Here is an 18,270-nt window from a genome sequence, read left to right on the forward strand (position 1 = left end):
GCAACAATATGAAAAACCGAAAACTTTGAGAATTAAAACAGTATTTTTCATATCATTCTTATTTTGCTTTTTCTCTGTATTTGGACAACGGACTATAAGAGGAAAAACTATCGACCAATTTTCTGAAAGTGCAATTGGAATCACAATATTCGACAAAGACACAATCAAAATCGGACAAACTGACTTGAATGGGTATTTCCAAATCAAACTACCCAAAGAAACGAATAAATTGATTTTTGCTGGAGTTGGTTATGAATGGGCAGTTGTTACAGTTCCATCGGAATGTGAAAATCTAGAGATAATTTTATTTTTGGCTTCTACTTACGATTTTATGTCTCCTAGAAAAGTTGACAGACTTCGGAAAAAAGAATTTAAAAAATTAACCGAATTGCACTATAAAGCTTACAAAAAAGGAATTTTTGAAACCGAAAAGCCTTGTTTTATTCGAAAGTTCGAACCGAATTGGCCAAAATAATTGAATGAAAATACTGTTGCCAACAAAGAACTGAGGCAAAAAACAAATAAATTCTTCCTTAATCTGAGACAATATTATTCTAGGCCCTTAGATTCAAAAATCAAATTCCCCAGGCTTTTTTATTCGATTCATCTTCTATTTATCTAGGCAATACCAAAACATACGATTCATCGTACGGGCTACCCGATTTTGCAATGGCAAAGGACTGTTTAAGCAGTTTGTTGGCCACCGCTCAATGCCAGTTTTGCTCTTCCCCTTGTTCACGATCCGATTATATACTTCTTTACATGTCTTATTATGTTTACAGGCATTGAAAGAGCACAGGAACAATAGATTGCGAAGCTTTCTGTTACCGACCAAAAAAGTACAAATGGCAGCCAAGACAATCAAGGTACTTGGAAAGGTTATTGATAAGGCAAGGGGCATAGGGGAAGACAATGGCTACTGAAATCAATGGAGTAGGTTGCGCCCTATCATGTTTTGCTTTTTGCTTATCTGCCGGAACGCTACAAAACCAATAGGATCCATGCGCAAAAGTTAGGGATAAGATTTGGTTATGTTTCGGAATTTATTGATTTCATGTTACGAAACAAATAAATGTCCTGCCCTTGCAAATATTTATTCAAACATTACGTATATGGATTGATAGTATTCCACCACCAAGAAATTTACGCTTATATTTTCTGAAGGAGATTAAAAACCCGTATTTTGTTTTATGTCAAGCCTTTCAGCCAATAAGAAAATGAGCAAACCATCCGTATTAAATTTTTTATTATTTTGATTATGCATCTCTTATGTAAAATAGCTAACATAGGGATCAATAGAATTACGTCGATCTTTTGGAATCAAAATTCTCCTATCCAAACTTTTATTCTCATTCTTTTGCTAACCACCAGCGCAGTAAGGGCACAGAACATTAAAATAGACAGCTTAAAGAAAGAGTTGGCATTTCATACCAAAAAAGACACTGCAAAAGTTAATTTGTTAATCGAGCTTTCTAAAAGTTATTCTACATCAGATATAAACCGATCCAACGAAAAGGCCCAAGAAGCCTATGATTTGGCCAAAAAGCTTAATTACAAAAAGGGAACTGCAAACAGTCTACTAAGATTAAGCAATAATGCCTTAAGAAACGGTGAACGAGATAATGCCGAAAACTATACGCTTAAAGCCTTCGAAATATGTAAGGAACTTAAGGACCCGGATTGTATTTATGCTTCCTATACATCTTTGGGGAAAATAGCATACTTAAACGGTGAATTTGATAAGGCTACCGACTTTTATAAGACAGTACTTGAACTAAGCATTAAAAATGGTGACTCATTAGTTCAAGCAAATATGTATAACCATATTGGAACCTCCAGATACAGAAAAGGAAATTTTGATGAAGCTATCGAACTGTTTAAAAAGGCTGCTGATATAAGTGAACAATTAGGTGAGGAAAAATTAAACTTGGACATTTTAAATAACATTGGTGCAATTTGCCTTAATCAAGGTAGATATACAGAAGCTCTAGCTTATTTTAATAAATGTTTGAGCATACATATTGCAAATGATGACAAGGAAGATATTGCCGTTTCTTCTTATAACATAAGTGCGGTCTATTATGAATTGAAACAGTACGACAAAACACTTGATCATCTAGATATTGCACTAAATATTTATAGGGAATTAGATGATAAGAAACAGATTTCCAGAACATTGATCAACAAGGGGGCGGTTTATGCAGATTTAAAAGATTTTGAAAACGCCTTGTTGTATATGACAAAATCTATAAACCTAAGTAAAGAAATCAATGATAAAACAGAATTAAGTGGGGGTAATTTTCAACTTGGGGATTTGTACTTTTTAATGGATCAACCTAAAAATGCTTTGAAACATTATAAAGCTTGTTTAGAGATAAGTGAATCTATTGAAGATAAGATCTATAGCTGCCATGCCCATATTGGATTGGCAAAAACTTATGTTTCGCTCAAAAATTATTCAAATGCTCTAATACACGCCGAGAACGGGAAAAAAATAGCAAATGAACTAGAACTTCTGCCTCAGCAAATATTGGTATACAAAACAATGGCAACCATATATAGCGCAAAGGGGAACTATAAAAAAGCCCTTGAAAGTCATCAGCAATTCAAATTATTGAACGACAGCCTTTTTAATAAAGAAAATATCGAAAAAATTGCCCAGTTGGAATACGAATACAAATACAAGCAGGCATTGGACTCTGCTAGTATACGCGAATTAAAACTTACCAAAACGGTAATGAGCACTTCGCAAGACCTTGCAAAGACCAAACAAAATTACCTTTGGGCCGTTATCGGCATTTTGGTTATCTCTATCCTGTCAGGTTCTTTGGTATTCTATCAAAAATACAAGAACGTTAAAGTAAAAAACCAAAATATTATTACCGAACAAAGGTTATTGCGCTCGCAGATGACGCCACATTTTATATTTAATTCGCTTTCAGTCTTGCAGGGCATGATCTTGAACAAAGAAGAGAAAAAATCAATTACCTATCTATCAAAATTCTCTAAACTACTACGACTTGTTCTAGAAAATTCAAGGGACAAAATAGTTCCCCTCATTCAAGAATTGGATGCCATAGACAATTATATGATCTTACAAAATATGGACGCCAATTCACCTTACGACTATAGTTTGGTGGTAGACGAAAACATAAATATCAATCTCTTTTTGGTTCCTCCCATGCTCATTCAGCCCTTTATTGAAAATGCTATAGAACATGCTTTTTCTACTAATCAAGAACATCGGGAAATAGAGGTTCACCTTAGTTTCAACAATCAAAAGTTAAGCTGTACCATAACGGACAATGGTGTTGGAATAGATGCCATGCTCCAAAAAACAAAAACAAAAAAGAAGTCGTTGGCCACCACCATTACCAGTGAGCGGCTAAACCTTTTGGCCAAAGATTTCAACATGCCAGGATCCGTATTTGTCGAGGATAGAAAAAAATATAATGAGCAAGGAACCAAAGTTACTTTGATCATTCCCTATAAAATAATAAAGAATTCATGAAAGCACTTATCGTTGAGGACAAAGCCTATATTAGAAAAGGTTTGATAAATATTTTGGAAACGGTTGAAACCAATATAGAAATCATAGGTGAATGTGCTACGGTCAAGGAGGCCGTTGTGGTCTCTAATGCCTGTAAACCAGAATTGATATTTCTGGATATAAATCTCACAGATGGTACTGGATTCGACTTTCTTGACCAAACCGAGCACCTTAGCTTCAAAACCATATTCATTACCGCCTATGAAGAATATGCTTTGAAGGCACTTAAGGCTGGTGCCGTAGATTATCTTTTAAAACCTGTTGACGTTGAAGAATTGGATTTGGCCTTAAAAAAGATAAAGACCTTACCTATTACCGAACAAAAAGAGCAAATAAATACGGCAAAAAAAGTTTGGTATCAAGATGATGCCACTTTGGTGCTTTCACTCAGCGACAGTTTTCAGGTCATAAACCTGCAAGAATTATTGTACTGTGAATCCGACAAGGGGTATACGACATTCTACTTGGCCAATGATAAAAAATACGTGGCTTCCAAACCCTTAAAGGAATACGAGGAGAAACTTGAAAAAGTCAATTTCACCCGGCCCCACCAGTCTTTCATGGTAAACTTGAAATTCATAGACAAATACGATAAGTCGGGCGTCATCTATTTAAAGAATGGTCAAAAAATCCCTGTCTCCTCCCGAAAAAAGGAAGCTTTTGTAACCACTTTTTTGAATTACAATAGTCATTGAGAACTATTGTCCCAATGATCAATATCACCGGAAATAGCTATCTCTCCAAAAACGCATATTTCCTTACTTCGCACGAATAATGATTCCCAGCTCACGAAAATAGATTGGCTATTTCATAGGAAATGCCACTGCCCCATCTTTACCCTGACCAAACCATTTCTTACTTAAGCCCGCTTCGAAAATCACACTTTTCCAATGGTGCTTATCAAGAAATATTAATATCAAATATTAATGGAAAACATCAAATCCAAACTAGGCCAAGGAGGCCTTGTGTTTGCAGCTATGGGCCTAATTTCTGCCCTTTTGTCAATTTTTAATTACAACATCAGATTACTTGCTTGGATAGATGGCTGGGGCAGTACCATGGGATGGGTGCTCAGGGCGGTATTGATTCTAGCAGGTGGCGCGCTGTTTTTCCTATTTGGAAGAGCAGAAGAGTAATAGTCAATCAACATAAAAAAAGCATAAAAATGAAAATACAGTTGATAATTTTAATGATAGCGATAACACTGGTTTCCTGTGGAGGAGACACGACAAAACTACCTGCCAACGCCGATGGCTTTGCAGGCATTGAGAAAGAACTGAAAAGTGAATTTGGGGATAGTGCTTACTATACCGAATTGACCATCATATACAATGAATCGATCGGTAATAGCATTTCGACCACGGTAACCGATGCCCCTGAATCTTTAAAAATGGGGCAATGGACCTACTCGTTGGGCAACTGGAACCAAACTTCTGAAGTAACCTTGGAAATACCAGAGGGTACCAAGGCGGCCGATTTTATGTTTCAATTGGGTGAAAAAATCAGTCTTGTGAAATTAGGAGAACTCGTTGAAAAATCGAGTGAGCAATTAAAGGCCAAGAAAGACATCGAGAACCCCCGACTTGAAATGGCTTTTGTCAAATACCCAAAGAACGGTGATGTGAGTGATGCCCAATACATCGTAAAACTGCAGCCTGAAAATGGGGGGACTTCTTTTACTTTTTCATACAAAATGGACGGTTCATTAATTGAAATGGACTACTAAAATTCCGAACCTATTCCTCAATTAAATTAATTTAACCAAAACAATCATGAACAATAAACTTAAAACTATTTACTTGGCCGTAAGTGTACTTTTTCTATGTGTTGCCTGCAACAATGATGATGATGGAGCTGTAACCGTAACACTGTCAGATTTAGAGGTAACCCTAGATGAAAATCCCCAAGAAGGTGATCCCGTGGGCACCGTACAAACCGATGTTTCCACCACAAATTTTAATATCGTCTCACAAGCACCTGCGGGAGCTTTGAATATTGACGGTTCTACTGGTGAACTTACTGTAGCCAATGCGACCTTATTCGATTTCGAGACTCATCCTACGATTACGGCAACCGTTACCGCGGACAATGCTGAAAATTCGGCAAGCATTACCATAAACCTGAATAATGTGAATGAGGTTTCCGGTCAGAATTTAGAGGTGACCATAGATGAAAATCCTGCCGAAGGGCAAGTTATAGGCAGTCTACAGACCATTGGAAATGCTTCGGGCTTTGCCATTACGTCCCAGACACCGAGCGGCGCTATGGGTATTGATTTCAATTCGGGCGAACTTACCGTATTGGATGCTTCGCTATTCGACTTTGAAACCAATCCTATACTGACAGCGACCGTTTCTATTGAAGATGCAGACAATCCGGTAACCGTAACCGTGAACCTTAATGATATTCTTGAAATAACCGTTCAGGATTTTATTGTTACGGTTGATGAAAATCCAACGGACGGACAGGTTTTAGGAACGGTACAGGCCAACAGCAATAGTACTTTAGCGTTTTCATTTACCTCGCAATCACCCATGGGCGCCATGGCCATTGATGCCGCTACAGGAGAATTAACGGTAATTGACCCCAACCTATTCGATTTTGAGGCCAACCCCGTGATTACAGCTGAGATTTCAGTGACAGATGGTGCGGAAACAGCTACGGCCACGGCCACCATCAATCTAAACGATGTAGACGAAGTATCTGCCACAAATACGGATTTGACCATTGATGAAAACCCTTCCAATGGCGATGTTGTGGGAACCATACAGGCCAGTGGCTCAAATCTAACCTATACCATTACGTTCCAAAATCCGGCTGGTGCATTTGCGATAGATCAGAATACAGGTGAATTGTCCGTAGCGGATGAAACCCTTTTCGATTTTGAAACCAACCCCAATATGTTGGCCACCATTTCGGTAAGCAATGGTACCGAAACAGTTTCTGCCAATGCGTTCGTAGAACTTAATGACTTGAACGAGATTGGGGAATTCAAGTATGGTGGTGTTATTTTTTGGATAGACCCTGCAAGTAACAATAGTGAAGGCTTGGTTTGTGCAATTTCAGGTCTAACCGTTAACGCCTGGGGTTGTTCAGGTATACTAACAGGGGCTTCTGGAAGCGGTATCGGAACAGGAGAAACCAATTCTGAGGCAATTATTGCCGCAGGTTGTATTCCATCTGCCGCATTAACTATTTCCAATTTGGATTGGAATGGTTATGATGATTGGTTTTTACCAAGTGTGGATGAATTCAATGAAATAGCGATAAACTACGACGATTACATTGCACCAACGATACTCGCCAATGGAGGAAGCGCCCTTTTTAGTACAGTATGGACTTCTACAGAAGTTAATGCAAATGATGCTTATATAGCTTTTTTAGGGGGTAGTGCTCCCATAGCCCTTCCTAAAAATACTGCAAATTTCACGGTATTGCCAATCCGGTCTTTTACAGACTTTTAAAAACAAACTACCGCCACAGATGGTCAAAACCATCTGTGGTTTTTCATTTATATCCAAAATCATACAACCAATGGAGAATTTAATTCAAATAAAACAACCATACAATTCTTTAGATAAACTCTGTGAAGTCTTAAAAAAAGAATCCGGTTTTGAGTGTTCAAAAGAATATGATGTTTGGGAACATCGCACGGACACCAGCGGACAAATGGCACCATGTATTGTACTTAAAAAAAGTGGCATGCACGCCGTTAAGTTACTTTTTGTGAATGAAAACACGGTGAAAGTAAACCATATCATTCCCAATAAACTAATGCATGCCTATTTCGGAAAAAGTGTAAAGGCTCGCAAAAGCATCTTAGAAGTGATTACTGGAGCCATAAAACAGGCCGTCTTGGTAAAATCGCAACAGCAAGCCTTTGAGGAATTGGAGGGCAAAATTAAAAGTTTAGCGGCCTAAAATTAATAATGTAATCCAATTAATTACATAACAATAATGGATAAAAACAACAAGTATTTTCCACCAATACATCCTAAAAAATCATCGACAAGACAGGATGAAAAATGGGACGAGGCAGTAGCTCTTTTTAACAGTAAACAATATAACGAGGTAGTGCCTACCCTATTGGATTATGTCGGGAATCATCTTTCCGGCAAAAAAAAAGGTGACACCTACGAAATACCCCATGGGTCGGTAGTGGTATCCATTACCCAAACAACTGATGAACTGTTGATCAAATGTCCTTTTTTGAACATAAAAAATGCCAAAAAAGTACCCATGATGCGAAAATTGGCAGAACTCAGAATGTATCCGCTCAATTTGACCAATATAGTCTTGGATAATCATTTGGTGTATTTTTCTTTTTCATGTCCAATAAGTCTTTGTGAACCGTACAAAATCTATGGGGTGCTTCGGGAAATATGCTATTACGCAGATAGCTATGACGACGAGTTTATAGAAAAATTTGGTGCAGCCCACATACAAGAGCCTAAAACAACCCCTTTTCCAGAAAACAGCAAACAGGAAGCTTACGATAATTATCTAAAAATTTTGGCGGATGACCTTCAACGATTTGACCGGTACATGGAAAAACGGCATGGAAACAATGCATGGTACAGCTTGAACATCACCTTAAAAAAGATAGAGTTTCATGCAGAGCCCCAAGGATATGTACGTACCCTATTGGAAAAGGCGATAGACGGACTTTTTGATGGTAGGCTACCATTTCATGACCGATTGCTGAATGGAAAATCGGCCTTGGAAAAATTGAAAGAACTCCCTAAGGAGCAATTCATGGCCGACCTCTATCAGACAGAAACCTTTATTCCCTATAAATACAGCGGAAAAAAGGAAAACATCAGAGAAAATTGGCAAGAAAATTATGAAGAAGCGCAGGAAATGATCGCCAACTCCAGATTCGAGGATGCTTCCATTCTTATACAGTCCTGTTTTTACAACATGTTCTTTTACAATTTGGTGAACGAAGAAATTAGCAAACCCATCACCGACGCCCTATCACAAGCCAGTGATTTGCCATGGAGCCAAGCGGCTCCCATCCTTTTAAAGGGCATGCAAGCCATCATGGAAGATACGTTTATGGATGCCGATTACGGTATGGACCTTACAAAACTTATGGGCGAACAAATGCAGCAATCCATGGCGGCCATGCAAAAGATGATGGCAAACTTTAAAACCAATTAAGCAAGGAATCATGAAGAATATAGAAAGTTCGGTATTTAAGATAAATACTTCAAATGGCACGGGCACAGGTTTTTACAACAAAGAAAATGATATTATCATCACAAACTACCACGTGGTGGCGGGTTGCCATACCGTTAGCCTGGAAGGGAAAGATAAAAACAGGTACTTGACCCAAGTGCTTTATGTAAATCCGGGAAAAGACATTGCGTTTTTGCGAGCTAACGACCTTCCAAAACCTATTGAAACGGTGGTAATTGAACATCGGACAGAATCAAAATCAAGAGACAAGGTGATTGTCTTGGGCTATCCTTACGGTATGCCATTTACAGTTACCGAAGGTATAGTTTCAAATCCACGCCAAAGTATAGGAGGTAACTATTATATTCAAACGGACGCCGCCATCAATCCAGGAAATAGCGGTGGGCCGGTAATCAATGAAAAAGGGGAGTTAATGGGGATTGTGACCTCAAAATTTTCCGATGCCGACAACATGGGTTTTGCCATTCCCATGGAAACCCTTCGGGAAGAATTAACGATAGTCAATGATATGTCGGATGCCTTTACCCTTGGTTGTTCCAACTGTGGGGGACTTATTGAAGAAAAGACCGATTACTGCCCCAATTGTGGCACACTTGTAGACGAAAAGTTATTCGAAGAAATGGAACTATCCGATTTCAGTCTAAAGGTGGAGGAAGCCATATACAAACTGGATATCAATCCCATTTTGGCAAGGTCGGGCAGGGAGCGTTGGTATTTTCACCAAGGCAGTGCAGAGATACGCATATTCGTTTATGACAACAATTATCTATTCGCTACCTCTCCCCTAAACGACTTGCCCAGTAAAAATTTGGCCGAGATTTATGAGTACATCCTAACCGCGGATATGGGTCCGCATCGATTGTCCATTTCCGATAATCAGATCTACTTATCGTATCGCATCCATATCAGCGATCTGTATTCCGACCATAAAAATGAAATTCTGGAATGTCTGGCCCAGCTTGCCACCAAAGCGGATGAATTGGACAATATATTCGTGAACGATTTTGGAGCGGAAATGACTCATTACAGCAAATAGTGCTTCGAAAGCCAAAAATTATTACTTGAAACAGGTAAACTTGAAAGGATCAATGGTTCCACAATATAATATTTCACAGCATGGCACATTCTTAATAAAGTTTAGTGCTATGCTGTTCATTGCCCTATTATTTGTTTCATGTAAAGCATTAGTACATACTTCTAGAGAAAAAGTAGTTTTTAAGACATTGGATTCCGTAATGTATCCATTTCAAGAAATCACGAATGAGAATGTTTCCAAATCATTTTCTGATTTGCTTGAAGAAAAAGAAATCGTGCTTTTAGACGATTGGAGAGAGTCAACATCAATTTTAGCAAATTTTATTCGAGCGGAATGCGCGGGCTGCTCCAACCGAACAGCAGACCTAAAACCCCTTTATAAAGCAGAAAAAGGAAAGTTTATCCATTTTGGAATTCAAAACGAAATGGGTGTTGAAAATTGGGTTTTTAAGAAAAACGGACGATTTCTGACCCGTTTTTATATGTTTCAAGGCGAAAAACAAGACAAAATCAACGAAGAACTAAAAGACTTTCGAAATATAGACTACACATTGGAAGGTGTTTATCCAATCGAAATCAATACTAAAAATGTTTACCTAGAACATGTATCATATGCTCATGGTTTAGATGCCGACAATCAATGGTACAAGACCATATATCCAACAAAAATCGGCTATGCTATAGACTTAAAGCAAAAAAATTCCGTTTTAAGATTTATGTTCAAGGGTGGACTATACTCGTATCAAAAACCTAATAAAAATGGGCAAAATCAAATCATCAACTTTGTGGAGCCCTCTTTTTACGCCAATGCTGTAACTATTGATGAGCCTCAATCCTATTCTTCCATTACCGACACCTTTTATGCCAATGCCACATTTTTCTTGTTCTTTTTGGAGGAAGATGCCAAAGTTTCTATCCGTATGAAGTCAAAGATAAAGGATATGGATTTCCGTTTCTCCGTGCTAGAAAACAATGGTTTTTATACCATGGAAGAATACCTCAACAAAAAGGGAAAATTGCATGGCCAATATCGAGAAAAATTAAAGAAGGGAGAATACTTGATCCGGGTTGCACATGAGAATGCTGATTTCATGCAAAACCCATTGTATACCGTTGAGATAGATAAAGAAAACGTGCATTAACCCGAAGCTATGAAATCATTTGACCATTAAAAACAAACCAACGTTGTGTTCATACTAGTCATTACCATACTGGTTATTGTAGCAATTCTGCTATTGATCCTTGCCTTTAGGTTTTTCAAGTGGACCTTAAAAAGCAAAAGACGGGTTCAGGCAGTTTTGGCCGTGTTGGTATTTGGTGCGACGGGACTGGTAATCCACCACTTCTTTTTTAAGGATATGCGGTTTATTCAGTCAAACGTATATCCCAATTTGTATTTGGTAAAATATCCGGATAAAGATTATTCCGTAGTACAGAATGCCATACAAGAAAAAATAAAGGTGCACCTACGGACAGAACATAAAACCGGAAAACCACTTTCGTATACCGGCGAAAATGGGATTCATTTTTATGAATACGGGGGAATGTCATTTGGTTTTATTGGGGAAGCTGGTACGGGCTATTTTATTGACCATGAAGAGGATTTTGGGGGCTTTGTAAGCGAAGAACTGGGTATGTACCAGGATTACCGCTTGGCAGAGTTTTATTATGACCCATGCCTAAATGATTCAACCTTATACTGTGGCGAAATCAATTATTTTAAAGAAGGTGAATTCTTCAAAGCCGACAGCCTAAAGAATATTTTTTCAAATGGTATTTATCCTAAAACAAAACATGTAAAATGAAGTATCAATTTGTATTTCTAGCACTCTTATTACTGTCTTGTGGTCAGGAGAACAAGCGCGTTGAAAAAGAGCAAAAAGCTAAAGATTCGGTGAATACCCTCTTTATGGAAGCTTCAGAAAACTTAAACGCGGACGAATGGGAAGCTCCAGCCGAGAAAAGTACCCAAGAGCCCAAGGACATCAGCATCCATAACCTATATATTGCTATGGCAGATAAGGATGAAGAAGAGTTTCTACGGCAGTTTCCTAAGGATTTCGAAGAATTTCAAAGCTATTTTGGCTGGGATGCACCAAATGACGCTCCCCATGAACTTTACGAACACAGTGTACATTATATCGAATACTTGTTTTATCTGCTGCGAACCAACAAATACCCCAGCTATGAAAAAAACATTATCCGTATTTGTGAGAACGGACAATGGGAAGCAGATGGGGTTAACTACTTTCAACATCATGTGCTAAACTATGTAAGGGAATACAAAAAATATTACCTGATGAACGAGCTAAGTAACGAAAAGGCAAAATTGGTGCTATTCTTTCTCTTTGACGGGCCACATCCAAAATTTGATGCTGATTTTGCATCCCATTTAACTACTTCGAAAAAACAGATTTTAGAAGATTTATTTGAAACAGCGTTTTTTGATGACAATGAAAATCCGGACCCATTTCCAGATGACCAAACCAATAGCACCTACACCTTATCGGATTACATGGAAAACGAGCACTTTTTTATCAGGGAAATTGACATCAACAACGATGGTGTACTAGATAAAATAGTAAGTGCAGGGCCTTATCAAGGAGACGAACTATTGCTCTTTACAAATGAAGGGGAAGCATACCAATTCGCTTTAAAAACCACCAATTTTTCTGAAGATGGAGGCAATCAAATTGTTGATGTGGTCGCAGAACCCGATGGTTTTTTCATTAAAACTGCCTTTCCTGATGGCGGACTAAACGAGGCCTACCATCACATAGCCTTTAAAAAGAATAGTTGGATACTGACCAATTCGGTCTACAGAACCCGAAGCAGCAATCAAAAAGATGCTTTTATCTATGTATGCGATGTAGCGCAAGGACTAAATATGGCCGGCACCCATTTTTTTGAGAAACTAAAGGGGATGCCCGATGAAGTTGAAAAAGACACTGTTTGCACGAAAGAAATGTTATAGATGCGAATTTTAAAATACATATTGGCCTATCTATTTTGGACGCTGTTGTGCCTGTTCATAGGCATTGGCTATATGCGTTTGGTTTTAGGAGCCAATACGGTAAGCGAAGAAGGATTGGGCTATTTGCTACATCTATTTTATGATATAGGGATGATTCAAGTTGGTCTGTGGGTTGGGAGCGCCATTGCATTATGCTTCGTGTTGTTAGATATTTTTTACCTACGAAAGAAACTAAAAAACAACCCGAAAAGGACGGTTATCCGTTTGGCGGTATTGCTAATGATCACTGTACTCGTTGCCATAGTGCATTATTTACTCGAAAAAGTCATTGACGTAATATAGCATAAGAAACTAAAAACAGTGGATTTATATAAACCATAATCGGCATTAAATGAAAATTCAATATCACATAGCCTTACTAGTACTTACAATCTCCTGTGGCCAAGGCTCCAAAACGGATAAAGAACCGGAGATCGAAACCCAAAGCGCCGTTGAAATCATTGAAACGGCTTTGGACACCTTACCTAAGAGCGTGCATTTAGATTTTGCCGAAGTAATTGCCAACAGCCAAACCAAAAAATTGCCACACATCGAAGACACAAATTTTGACAGTTTTATCGATGAAGACGATTATGATGAGGTAGATGCCAAAGCTTTGAAACTGGACCAAATCTATCCTGATTTTAATTCGGAAGGTCATAATTACAGAGCGATCACCATCTATAAGCTACCTGTGAATACAAATTTTCACACCATTGTAACAACCATTCAACACGGGGACCATGAAATGGAGACGATTATAATCAATTATGATACGGAGGGGAACATCATAGATCACAAACAAGTAGCTTTCGATGAAATAGCCGAAGGCATGTCCAGGACAGTCTCCCGAATTAGCGAAAGCAAACTAACGATAAACAAAATATTTTGGGGCAACACCAAAGAAGTAGAAGAAATTGAATATGAAATTAGGGGTAATGGCACCATTATAAAAATAGATGCCAAAAGATTGAATGATTCCTTTAAAAATTTTGCACTGATCAATGGCGTTTTAACGGACCTGAATTTGGATTGGGTGCAAACAAAGACCGATTTGATTACTACTCTGGAACACCCAGACAATCCCAACGAAAGCATTGTGGTCATTCCAGAAGTCGTGGATGAAGGCGAACAGTATTTTGACCTCAACAGCCACATTGTTATTGCGGACAACCGTTCTGGAAAAATAATGAACAAGTACTTTGAAAGTCACCAGACCAACCAATGGATTTCTGATGCCATTGAGTTAACTGAAATTCAGATTGCCCCAAATTTACTTGAGATTACTGAAAACAAAGTGGCTTTCGGTTTGTACGTTTCCTACTACGGACACTCAAGGGTAAATCCATACCAAAATAAAACACTGTCCCTTTTCATGAAATCAAAAGATAGTTTGATCAAGGTGCTTGCCAATTATACTGTTGCCATGAATCGTGGAGAATGGGATGGGGATTGTGACGGAAGATTTAAAGATGAAGAAAAAGCGGTGGTGATAAGCACTAAGAAGACCAATGACCATTTTGATATTCTGATAAACAACAAGATAACCGAAACCAAGATGTTTAAAGATAATGATGGGGAATGCCAAACAGAAAAATCCTTTCATGTTAAAAACAATGTCTTGAAATTTAATGGAAGTACGTATACCGAACATGATTCTGGGGCTATTTTGTTTTCCGAGTACGATCCAGAAAAATTGGAGGACATTCACATAGACAGGTTTGATGTAGATTACGCCTATCAGTTGGAGGCATTCAAAATAGCAGCAGGAAACTATAAACCAGAAGACGGACGAACCGTAGCCCCAGATACTGAAACGGATTGGGGCGATAGGCTTTTAATGTTGGATGCATCCAACAAAATAGTATACCGATCAAAAGGTATAGGTGACGCCTATCTATTTGAGCTCCATTTTTACAAAAGCAACGCATCGGACAAAGTCATTATTATTTGTCAAATGGCATTTGAATATCCATTTGGAGGTGAGGCTTTTATTCTTGAAAACGGAACCCTGAAGTCTATGGGAACCCTTGACATTGAACCCTATGATGAAAATTTGGATACTTATTTGACAGATGTTTTAGAGATAAATGAAATAGAAGGTAGCCTTGTTTTCGCCCTCAAATCTGAAGAAGTAATTCTAAAGCCTGGTTCAGAAGACACACTTAAGACCAACAAAAATGTCATTTACGTGTATCAAAACAACGAATTGGCGTTGAAAACAAATTAGAAATGAATTTTAGGAACATCCCATTTTTGATGGCATTCTTTTTGGTTCAGGTGTTTTACGCCCAAAGCGGACCTATGTTGCCTGAGCTGCCCGCCAAGGGAAGGTCAATGCAAAATATAATCCCGACCAATTGGAAAATTTTGTCAAAAGCTTCAGGAGATCTAAACGGAGACGGTTATGAAGACATCGTATTTGCGATCGAAAGTCCCATAGAGAAAAAATATGTCTACGAGGACGGTTCAGATAGCGATACGCTACACATTAACCCGAGGGTATTGGGTATCTACTTGGGCAAACGCAATGGAAAATTGAAAAAAGTACTTCAATCCAACGCGTTTATCATCAACCGAAATACACCCACGATGGAAGAACCTTTTAAAGGGCTTCAAATTCTTCCAAATGGAGATTTGCAAATTGAGTTTTTTATATGGCCATGTCGTGAATGTACAACATGGTCTTCCCACGAATATATTTTCAGGTTTCAAAATAGCGCTTTTGAATTGATTGAATATAAGAAAAGTGCAGCCCAAAGGGTGTCGGGCGATGAAATGAATTATAGCATCGATTTTCAAAATAAAACACTGAAAATGATAACCGAAACTCGCAATGAAGACGATGAACGTCAATATAAGGAGACCTTACAAAAATTTGAGTTAGATCACTTAAAAACAATCCAGTCTTTGGGTAAACCTTTTGAGTGGGAATTTCAACAGTTACGCATATAACCATTTAAAAAAGTAATATGAAAATCATTATCGCCATTGCAATTCTAGCGCTTATCGCGCTAACTGGCATTATTGTCAACAACCGGATAATTGGTAAAAAAAATCAAATCAAACAAGCCTTTGGCAGCATTGAGATTTATCTTAAAAAAAGGTTTGATTTGATTCCGAACCTTATCGCCATGCTCAACAAATATCTGGCGCATGAAAAGGAAACCTTGCTAAAGATCACAGAACTACGCAGTGCTGCTGAAAAAGCCTCTGGGGCGAACGAAAAAATAAAGGCCTCAAACGAGCTAACGCATATTATTGGCGGGTTGAACATCAACGTGGAAAACTACCCTGATTTAAAGGCCGACAAGCAATTCACGAACATCGAATATGAACTTTCTGATATTGAAGACCAGATATCCGCGGCACGACGTGCCTATAATGCGGCGGTCACCAGCTATAACAATACCATAGAAATGTTTCCCGCAAGTATTATCGCGGGTATTCGAAAAGACCAACCCGGTACGCTATTGGAAATTCCTAAAGCGGAACAAAAAGAAATCAACGTTAATCAATTTTTAAATTCATAAATCATGCAAATGTTCGAAAACTTACCCTGGTACGGTTATGTGATACTGGCCATCGCTATTGCTTCTTATGCCATTCGTTATTTTAAAATTGGAAAGAAAGAATACGATGCCCCGGCCAAGACGAAGGCAAAATTTAGAAAGTCGCCAAACAGTGACCTCAATCAAGAACAATTATTTGGCTTGGCCCTGTATACGCCCATAGCCGAATGGTGGAAAGCCAACACCAACACCCTATCATTTCTCACTGCCAAAGATGTTAAACCCTATCTGGAAGGTTGGGGCATTGATACCGTGGAAGGGTATTGGGATTTGACCGAGTATTTTATGAAAGATGGTCGCCGATGGTACTTTGATTTTATCCAAGGAATGATTGAAAACGAGCCTCAAGAAAAATGGGGCGAACTAATGGATCAAAAATTCGGCAGTAATGAGCGGGCCCATCGTTATTTGAAAACGTTAAGTTCTGGAGAAGCCCTAAACAGTTTAAAGCAAAAAGGCATCATCCTTTTTGATTCCGAATTAAAGCTTGGTGTGGCAGGTTATGATGCGGCAGTATTGGTCGGGCAGGCACGTAAAGCCTATACCGGCAATCTTATTTCTGAGGAAGAAGCCTGGAAGGTCATCAATTTTGCCAAAGCATTGGCCTTGCAACATTTTTCTTCTTGGGAAGATTTTGGAAAAAGCTTTGCCCTTGGTTTTGCCATAGATATGAGTGCCAATTCCAATACGTACAAAGAAGAAGTATTCCACCTTTACAAACAGGTTTTGGAAAGCCCAGACAGTCCGTGGAACACCATAAAATGGCCCTAATAGTAGATAATGCAAGAACGCATAGTAACGGCCTATACCGAAACCAGCAAAGTGTTGGATACGCTTTATAAAAAAAAGAAGCGCACCCTTTTTTTGCAAAGAGTCATGTGGGGCATTACCGGTGTGTACCTCATATTTATGCTTGCATTGTTGGGCATACAATACATACCAATGCTCCAAAATACTTCTTTGGCTTTTTTGAATGTTTTCAAGAACAGTCACACCGATCCCTACGCATCGCTCTATCCAATAATGGGGCTGATGGTCCTTTTGTATCCGACCACCATCTTTTTTACCAGGACATTTCAAAAATTCAAAACCATTGAACAGAAAACCATTGCTAAAATGGTCATAATGCTGTTTCCACAGGTTGAGTTTACCCAAGGTGCAATGGCCCCATCCAATGAAGTGGTAAAAAGCAAATTATTCCCTTGGATAAAGGAAGAAGCACCAGTTTATAGTTACGGACAGATTAGAAGAAAAACCAATAATACAGAAATAAACATAACGGATTTGGGCATTGTGGAAAACAATGTAGCCAACAAGTTTTTGGGTATATTAATGCGTATTCCCGTTCTAAATATGATAGGCGTTATGTACCAGACCGTATTCAAGAATATGGTAACCAAAAAATTAGCTGACAACACCAACTATTCTTTCCGAGGTATGTTCTGTTGGTTGCGGTTTAAAAAGAAATTGAACGGCCATACGGTGGTATTGTCCAAAAACCAAATGACAAAATTGGACCGCTTGGCCAGTTTTAATTTTAAGGAAGAGCAGAAAATACATTTGGAAGACCCAAGGTTTACCAGCAAGTTTATGGTGTACGGTACCGACCAAGTGGAGGCCCGTTATGTTCTATCCGCTTCAATCATGGAAAAAATTGTTGCTTTAAAAGAAGAATTTGACCGACCCATATCGATGTCTTTTCAAAATAGACAAATGTATGTGGCCGTAAAAAATGAGAATGGGCTGTTTTCATTTCCATCAGGAAAGCTGGACAGTATGAAGCTAGTGGAAGAATTGGCCAATGACATTGAAACTGCCTTGGAGATTTCCGAAGAATTAAAATTGTAGATTGTGTATTCACCTGATAATATGGGAATTTCTTGGTAAAACCGACGCTT

18 protein-coding genes and 1 pseudogene are annotated in these 18,270 nt (G+C 38.5%); 18 read left to right on the forward strand and 1 reads right to left on the reverse strand.

From position 1 onward, the window contains the following. Positions 1–475, forward strand: a 475-nt coding sequence (locus AB657_RS06350) for a carboxypeptidase-like regulatory domain-containing protein (protein WP_047245727.1), incomplete at its 5' end; no start/stop codon positions are given. 139 nt (positions 476–614) lie between these two features. Here AB657_RS06350 and AB657_RS18140 read toward each other — a convergent pair. Then, a pseudogene (locus AB657_RS18140) lies at positions 615–832 on the reverse strand (IS110 family transposase); the annotation flags it as partial. Between the two features lie 525 nt (positions 833–1,357). Here AB657_RS18140 and AB657_RS06355 point away from each other — a divergent pair. The 17 genes from AB657_RS06355 to AB657_RS06435 all read left to right on the forward strand — a co-directional run bounded on the left by AB657_RS06355 (position 1,358) and on the right by AB657_RS06435 (position 18,220). Then, complete coding sequence (locus tag AB657_RS06355; RefSeq protein ID WP_198146884.1) at positions 1,358–3,511, forward strand: tetratricopeptide repeat protein; 2,154 nt, start codon at positions 1,358–1,360, stop codon at positions 3,509–3,511. Next, on the forward strand, positions 3,508–4,245 hold the full coding sequence (locus AB657_RS06360) for a LytR/AlgR family response regulator transcription factor (RefSeq protein WP_047245729.1): 738 nt from the start codon (positions 3,508–3,510) through the stop codon (positions 4,243–4,245). Before AB657_RS06355 ends, AB657_RS06360 begins: the two co-directional genes overlap by 4 nt. A 231-nt stretch (positions 4,246–4,476) precedes the next feature. Beyond that, positions 4,477–4,686 carry a hypothetical protein gene (locus AB657_RS06365; protein WP_047245730.1) on the forward strand — a complete coding sequence of 70 codons (210 nt, stop codon included), beginning with the start codon at positions 4,477–4,479 and terminating at the stop codon, positions 4,684–4,686. A 29-nt stretch (positions 4,687–4,715) separates the two neighbouring features. Continuing rightward, positions 4,716–5,276 carry a hypothetical protein gene (locus AB657_RS06370; RefSeq protein ID WP_157491615.1) on the forward strand — a complete coding sequence of 187 codons (561 nt, stop codon included), beginning with the start codon at positions 4,716–4,718 and terminating at the stop codon, positions 5,274–5,276. 46 nt (positions 5,277–5,322) lie between these two features. Further along, complete coding sequence (locus AB657_RS06375; protein WP_047245732.1) at positions 5,323–7,014, forward strand: hypothetical protein; 1,692 nt, start codon at positions 5,323–5,325, stop codon at positions 7,012–7,014. A 70-nt stretch (positions 7,015–7,084) separates the two neighbouring features. Further along, the gene (locus AB657_RS06380) at positions 7,085–7,471 is read left to right on the forward strand and encodes a hypothetical protein (RefSeq protein WP_047247844.1); all 387 of its coding nucleotides are present in this window, start codon (positions 7,085–7,087) and stop codon (positions 7,469–7,471) included. A gap of 36 nt (positions 7,472–7,507) precedes the next feature. Next, complete coding sequence (locus AB657_RS06385) at positions 7,508–8,713, forward strand: type III secretion system chaperone family protein (RefSeq protein WP_047245733.1); 1,206 nt, start codon at positions 7,508–7,510, stop codon at positions 8,711–8,713. A 10-nt stretch (positions 8,714–8,723) separates the two neighbouring features. Beyond that, positions 8,724–9,788: a trypsin-like peptidase domain-containing protein gene (locus AB657_RS06390; RefSeq protein ID WP_047245734.1), complete on the forward strand. Its 1,065-nt coding sequence runs from the start codon at positions 8,724–8,726 to the stop codon at positions 9,786–9,788. A 25-nt stretch (positions 9,789–9,813) separates the two neighbouring features. Further along, positions 9,814–10,929 (forward strand): hypothetical protein, encoded by a 1,116-nt coding sequence (locus tag AB657_RS06395; RefSeq protein ID WP_047245735.1) that lies wholly within the window; start codon positions 9,814–9,816, stop codon positions 10,927–10,929. A gap of 45 nt (positions 10,930–10,974) precedes the next feature. Continuing rightward, entirely contained in the window at positions 10,975–11,592 is a 618-nt protein-coding gene (locus tag AB657_RS06400) for a hypothetical protein (RefSeq protein ID WP_047245736.1), read from the forward strand. Next, positions 11,589–12,761 (forward strand): hypothetical protein, encoded by a 1,173-nt coding sequence (locus AB657_RS06405; protein ID WP_047245737.1) that lies wholly within the window; start codon positions 11,589–11,591, stop codon positions 12,759–12,761. Before AB657_RS06400 ends, AB657_RS06405 begins: the two co-directional genes overlap by 4 nt. Then, a complete protein-coding gene (locus tag AB657_RS06410; RefSeq protein ID WP_047245738.1) occupies positions 12,762–13,103 on the forward strand; it encodes a hypothetical protein in 342 nt (113 codons plus the stop codon). A gap of 49 nt (positions 13,104–13,152) precedes the next feature. Further along, a complete protein-coding gene (locus AB657_RS06415; RefSeq protein WP_047245739.1) occupies positions 13,153–15,030 on the forward strand; it encodes a PA3715 family protein in 1,878 nt (625 codons plus the stop codon). Positions 15,031–15,032: 2 nt separating this feature from the next. After that, positions 15,033–15,755 carry a hypothetical protein gene (locus tag AB657_RS06420; RefSeq protein ID WP_047245740.1) on the forward strand — a complete coding sequence of 241 codons (723 nt, stop codon included), beginning with the start codon at positions 15,033–15,035 and terminating at the stop codon, positions 15,753–15,755. A gap of 17 nt (positions 15,756–15,772) precedes the next feature. Continuing rightward, complete coding sequence (locus tag AB657_RS06425; protein ID WP_047245741.1) at positions 15,773–16,333, forward strand: LemA family protein; 561 nt, start codon at positions 15,773–15,775, stop codon at positions 16,331–16,333. A gap of 9 nt (positions 16,334–16,342) precedes the next feature. Next, on the forward strand, positions 16,343–17,143 hold the full coding sequence (locus AB657_RS06430) for a DUF1266 domain-containing protein (protein ID WP_198146885.1): 801 nt from the start codon (positions 16,343–16,345) through the stop codon (positions 17,141–17,143). 9 nt (positions 17,144–17,152) lie between these two features. Then, entirely contained in the window at positions 17,153–18,220 is a 1,068-nt protein-coding gene (locus AB657_RS06435; RefSeq protein ID WP_047245743.1) for a DUF3137 domain-containing protein, read from the forward strand. Positions 18,221–18,270 lie beyond the last annotated feature (50 nt).

Origin of the sequence: Maribacter thermophilus (genome assembly GCF_001020565.1) — a bacterium.
GTDB lineage: Bacteria > Bacteroidota > Bacteroidia > Flavobacteriales > Flavobacteriaceae > Maribacter > Maribacter thermophilus.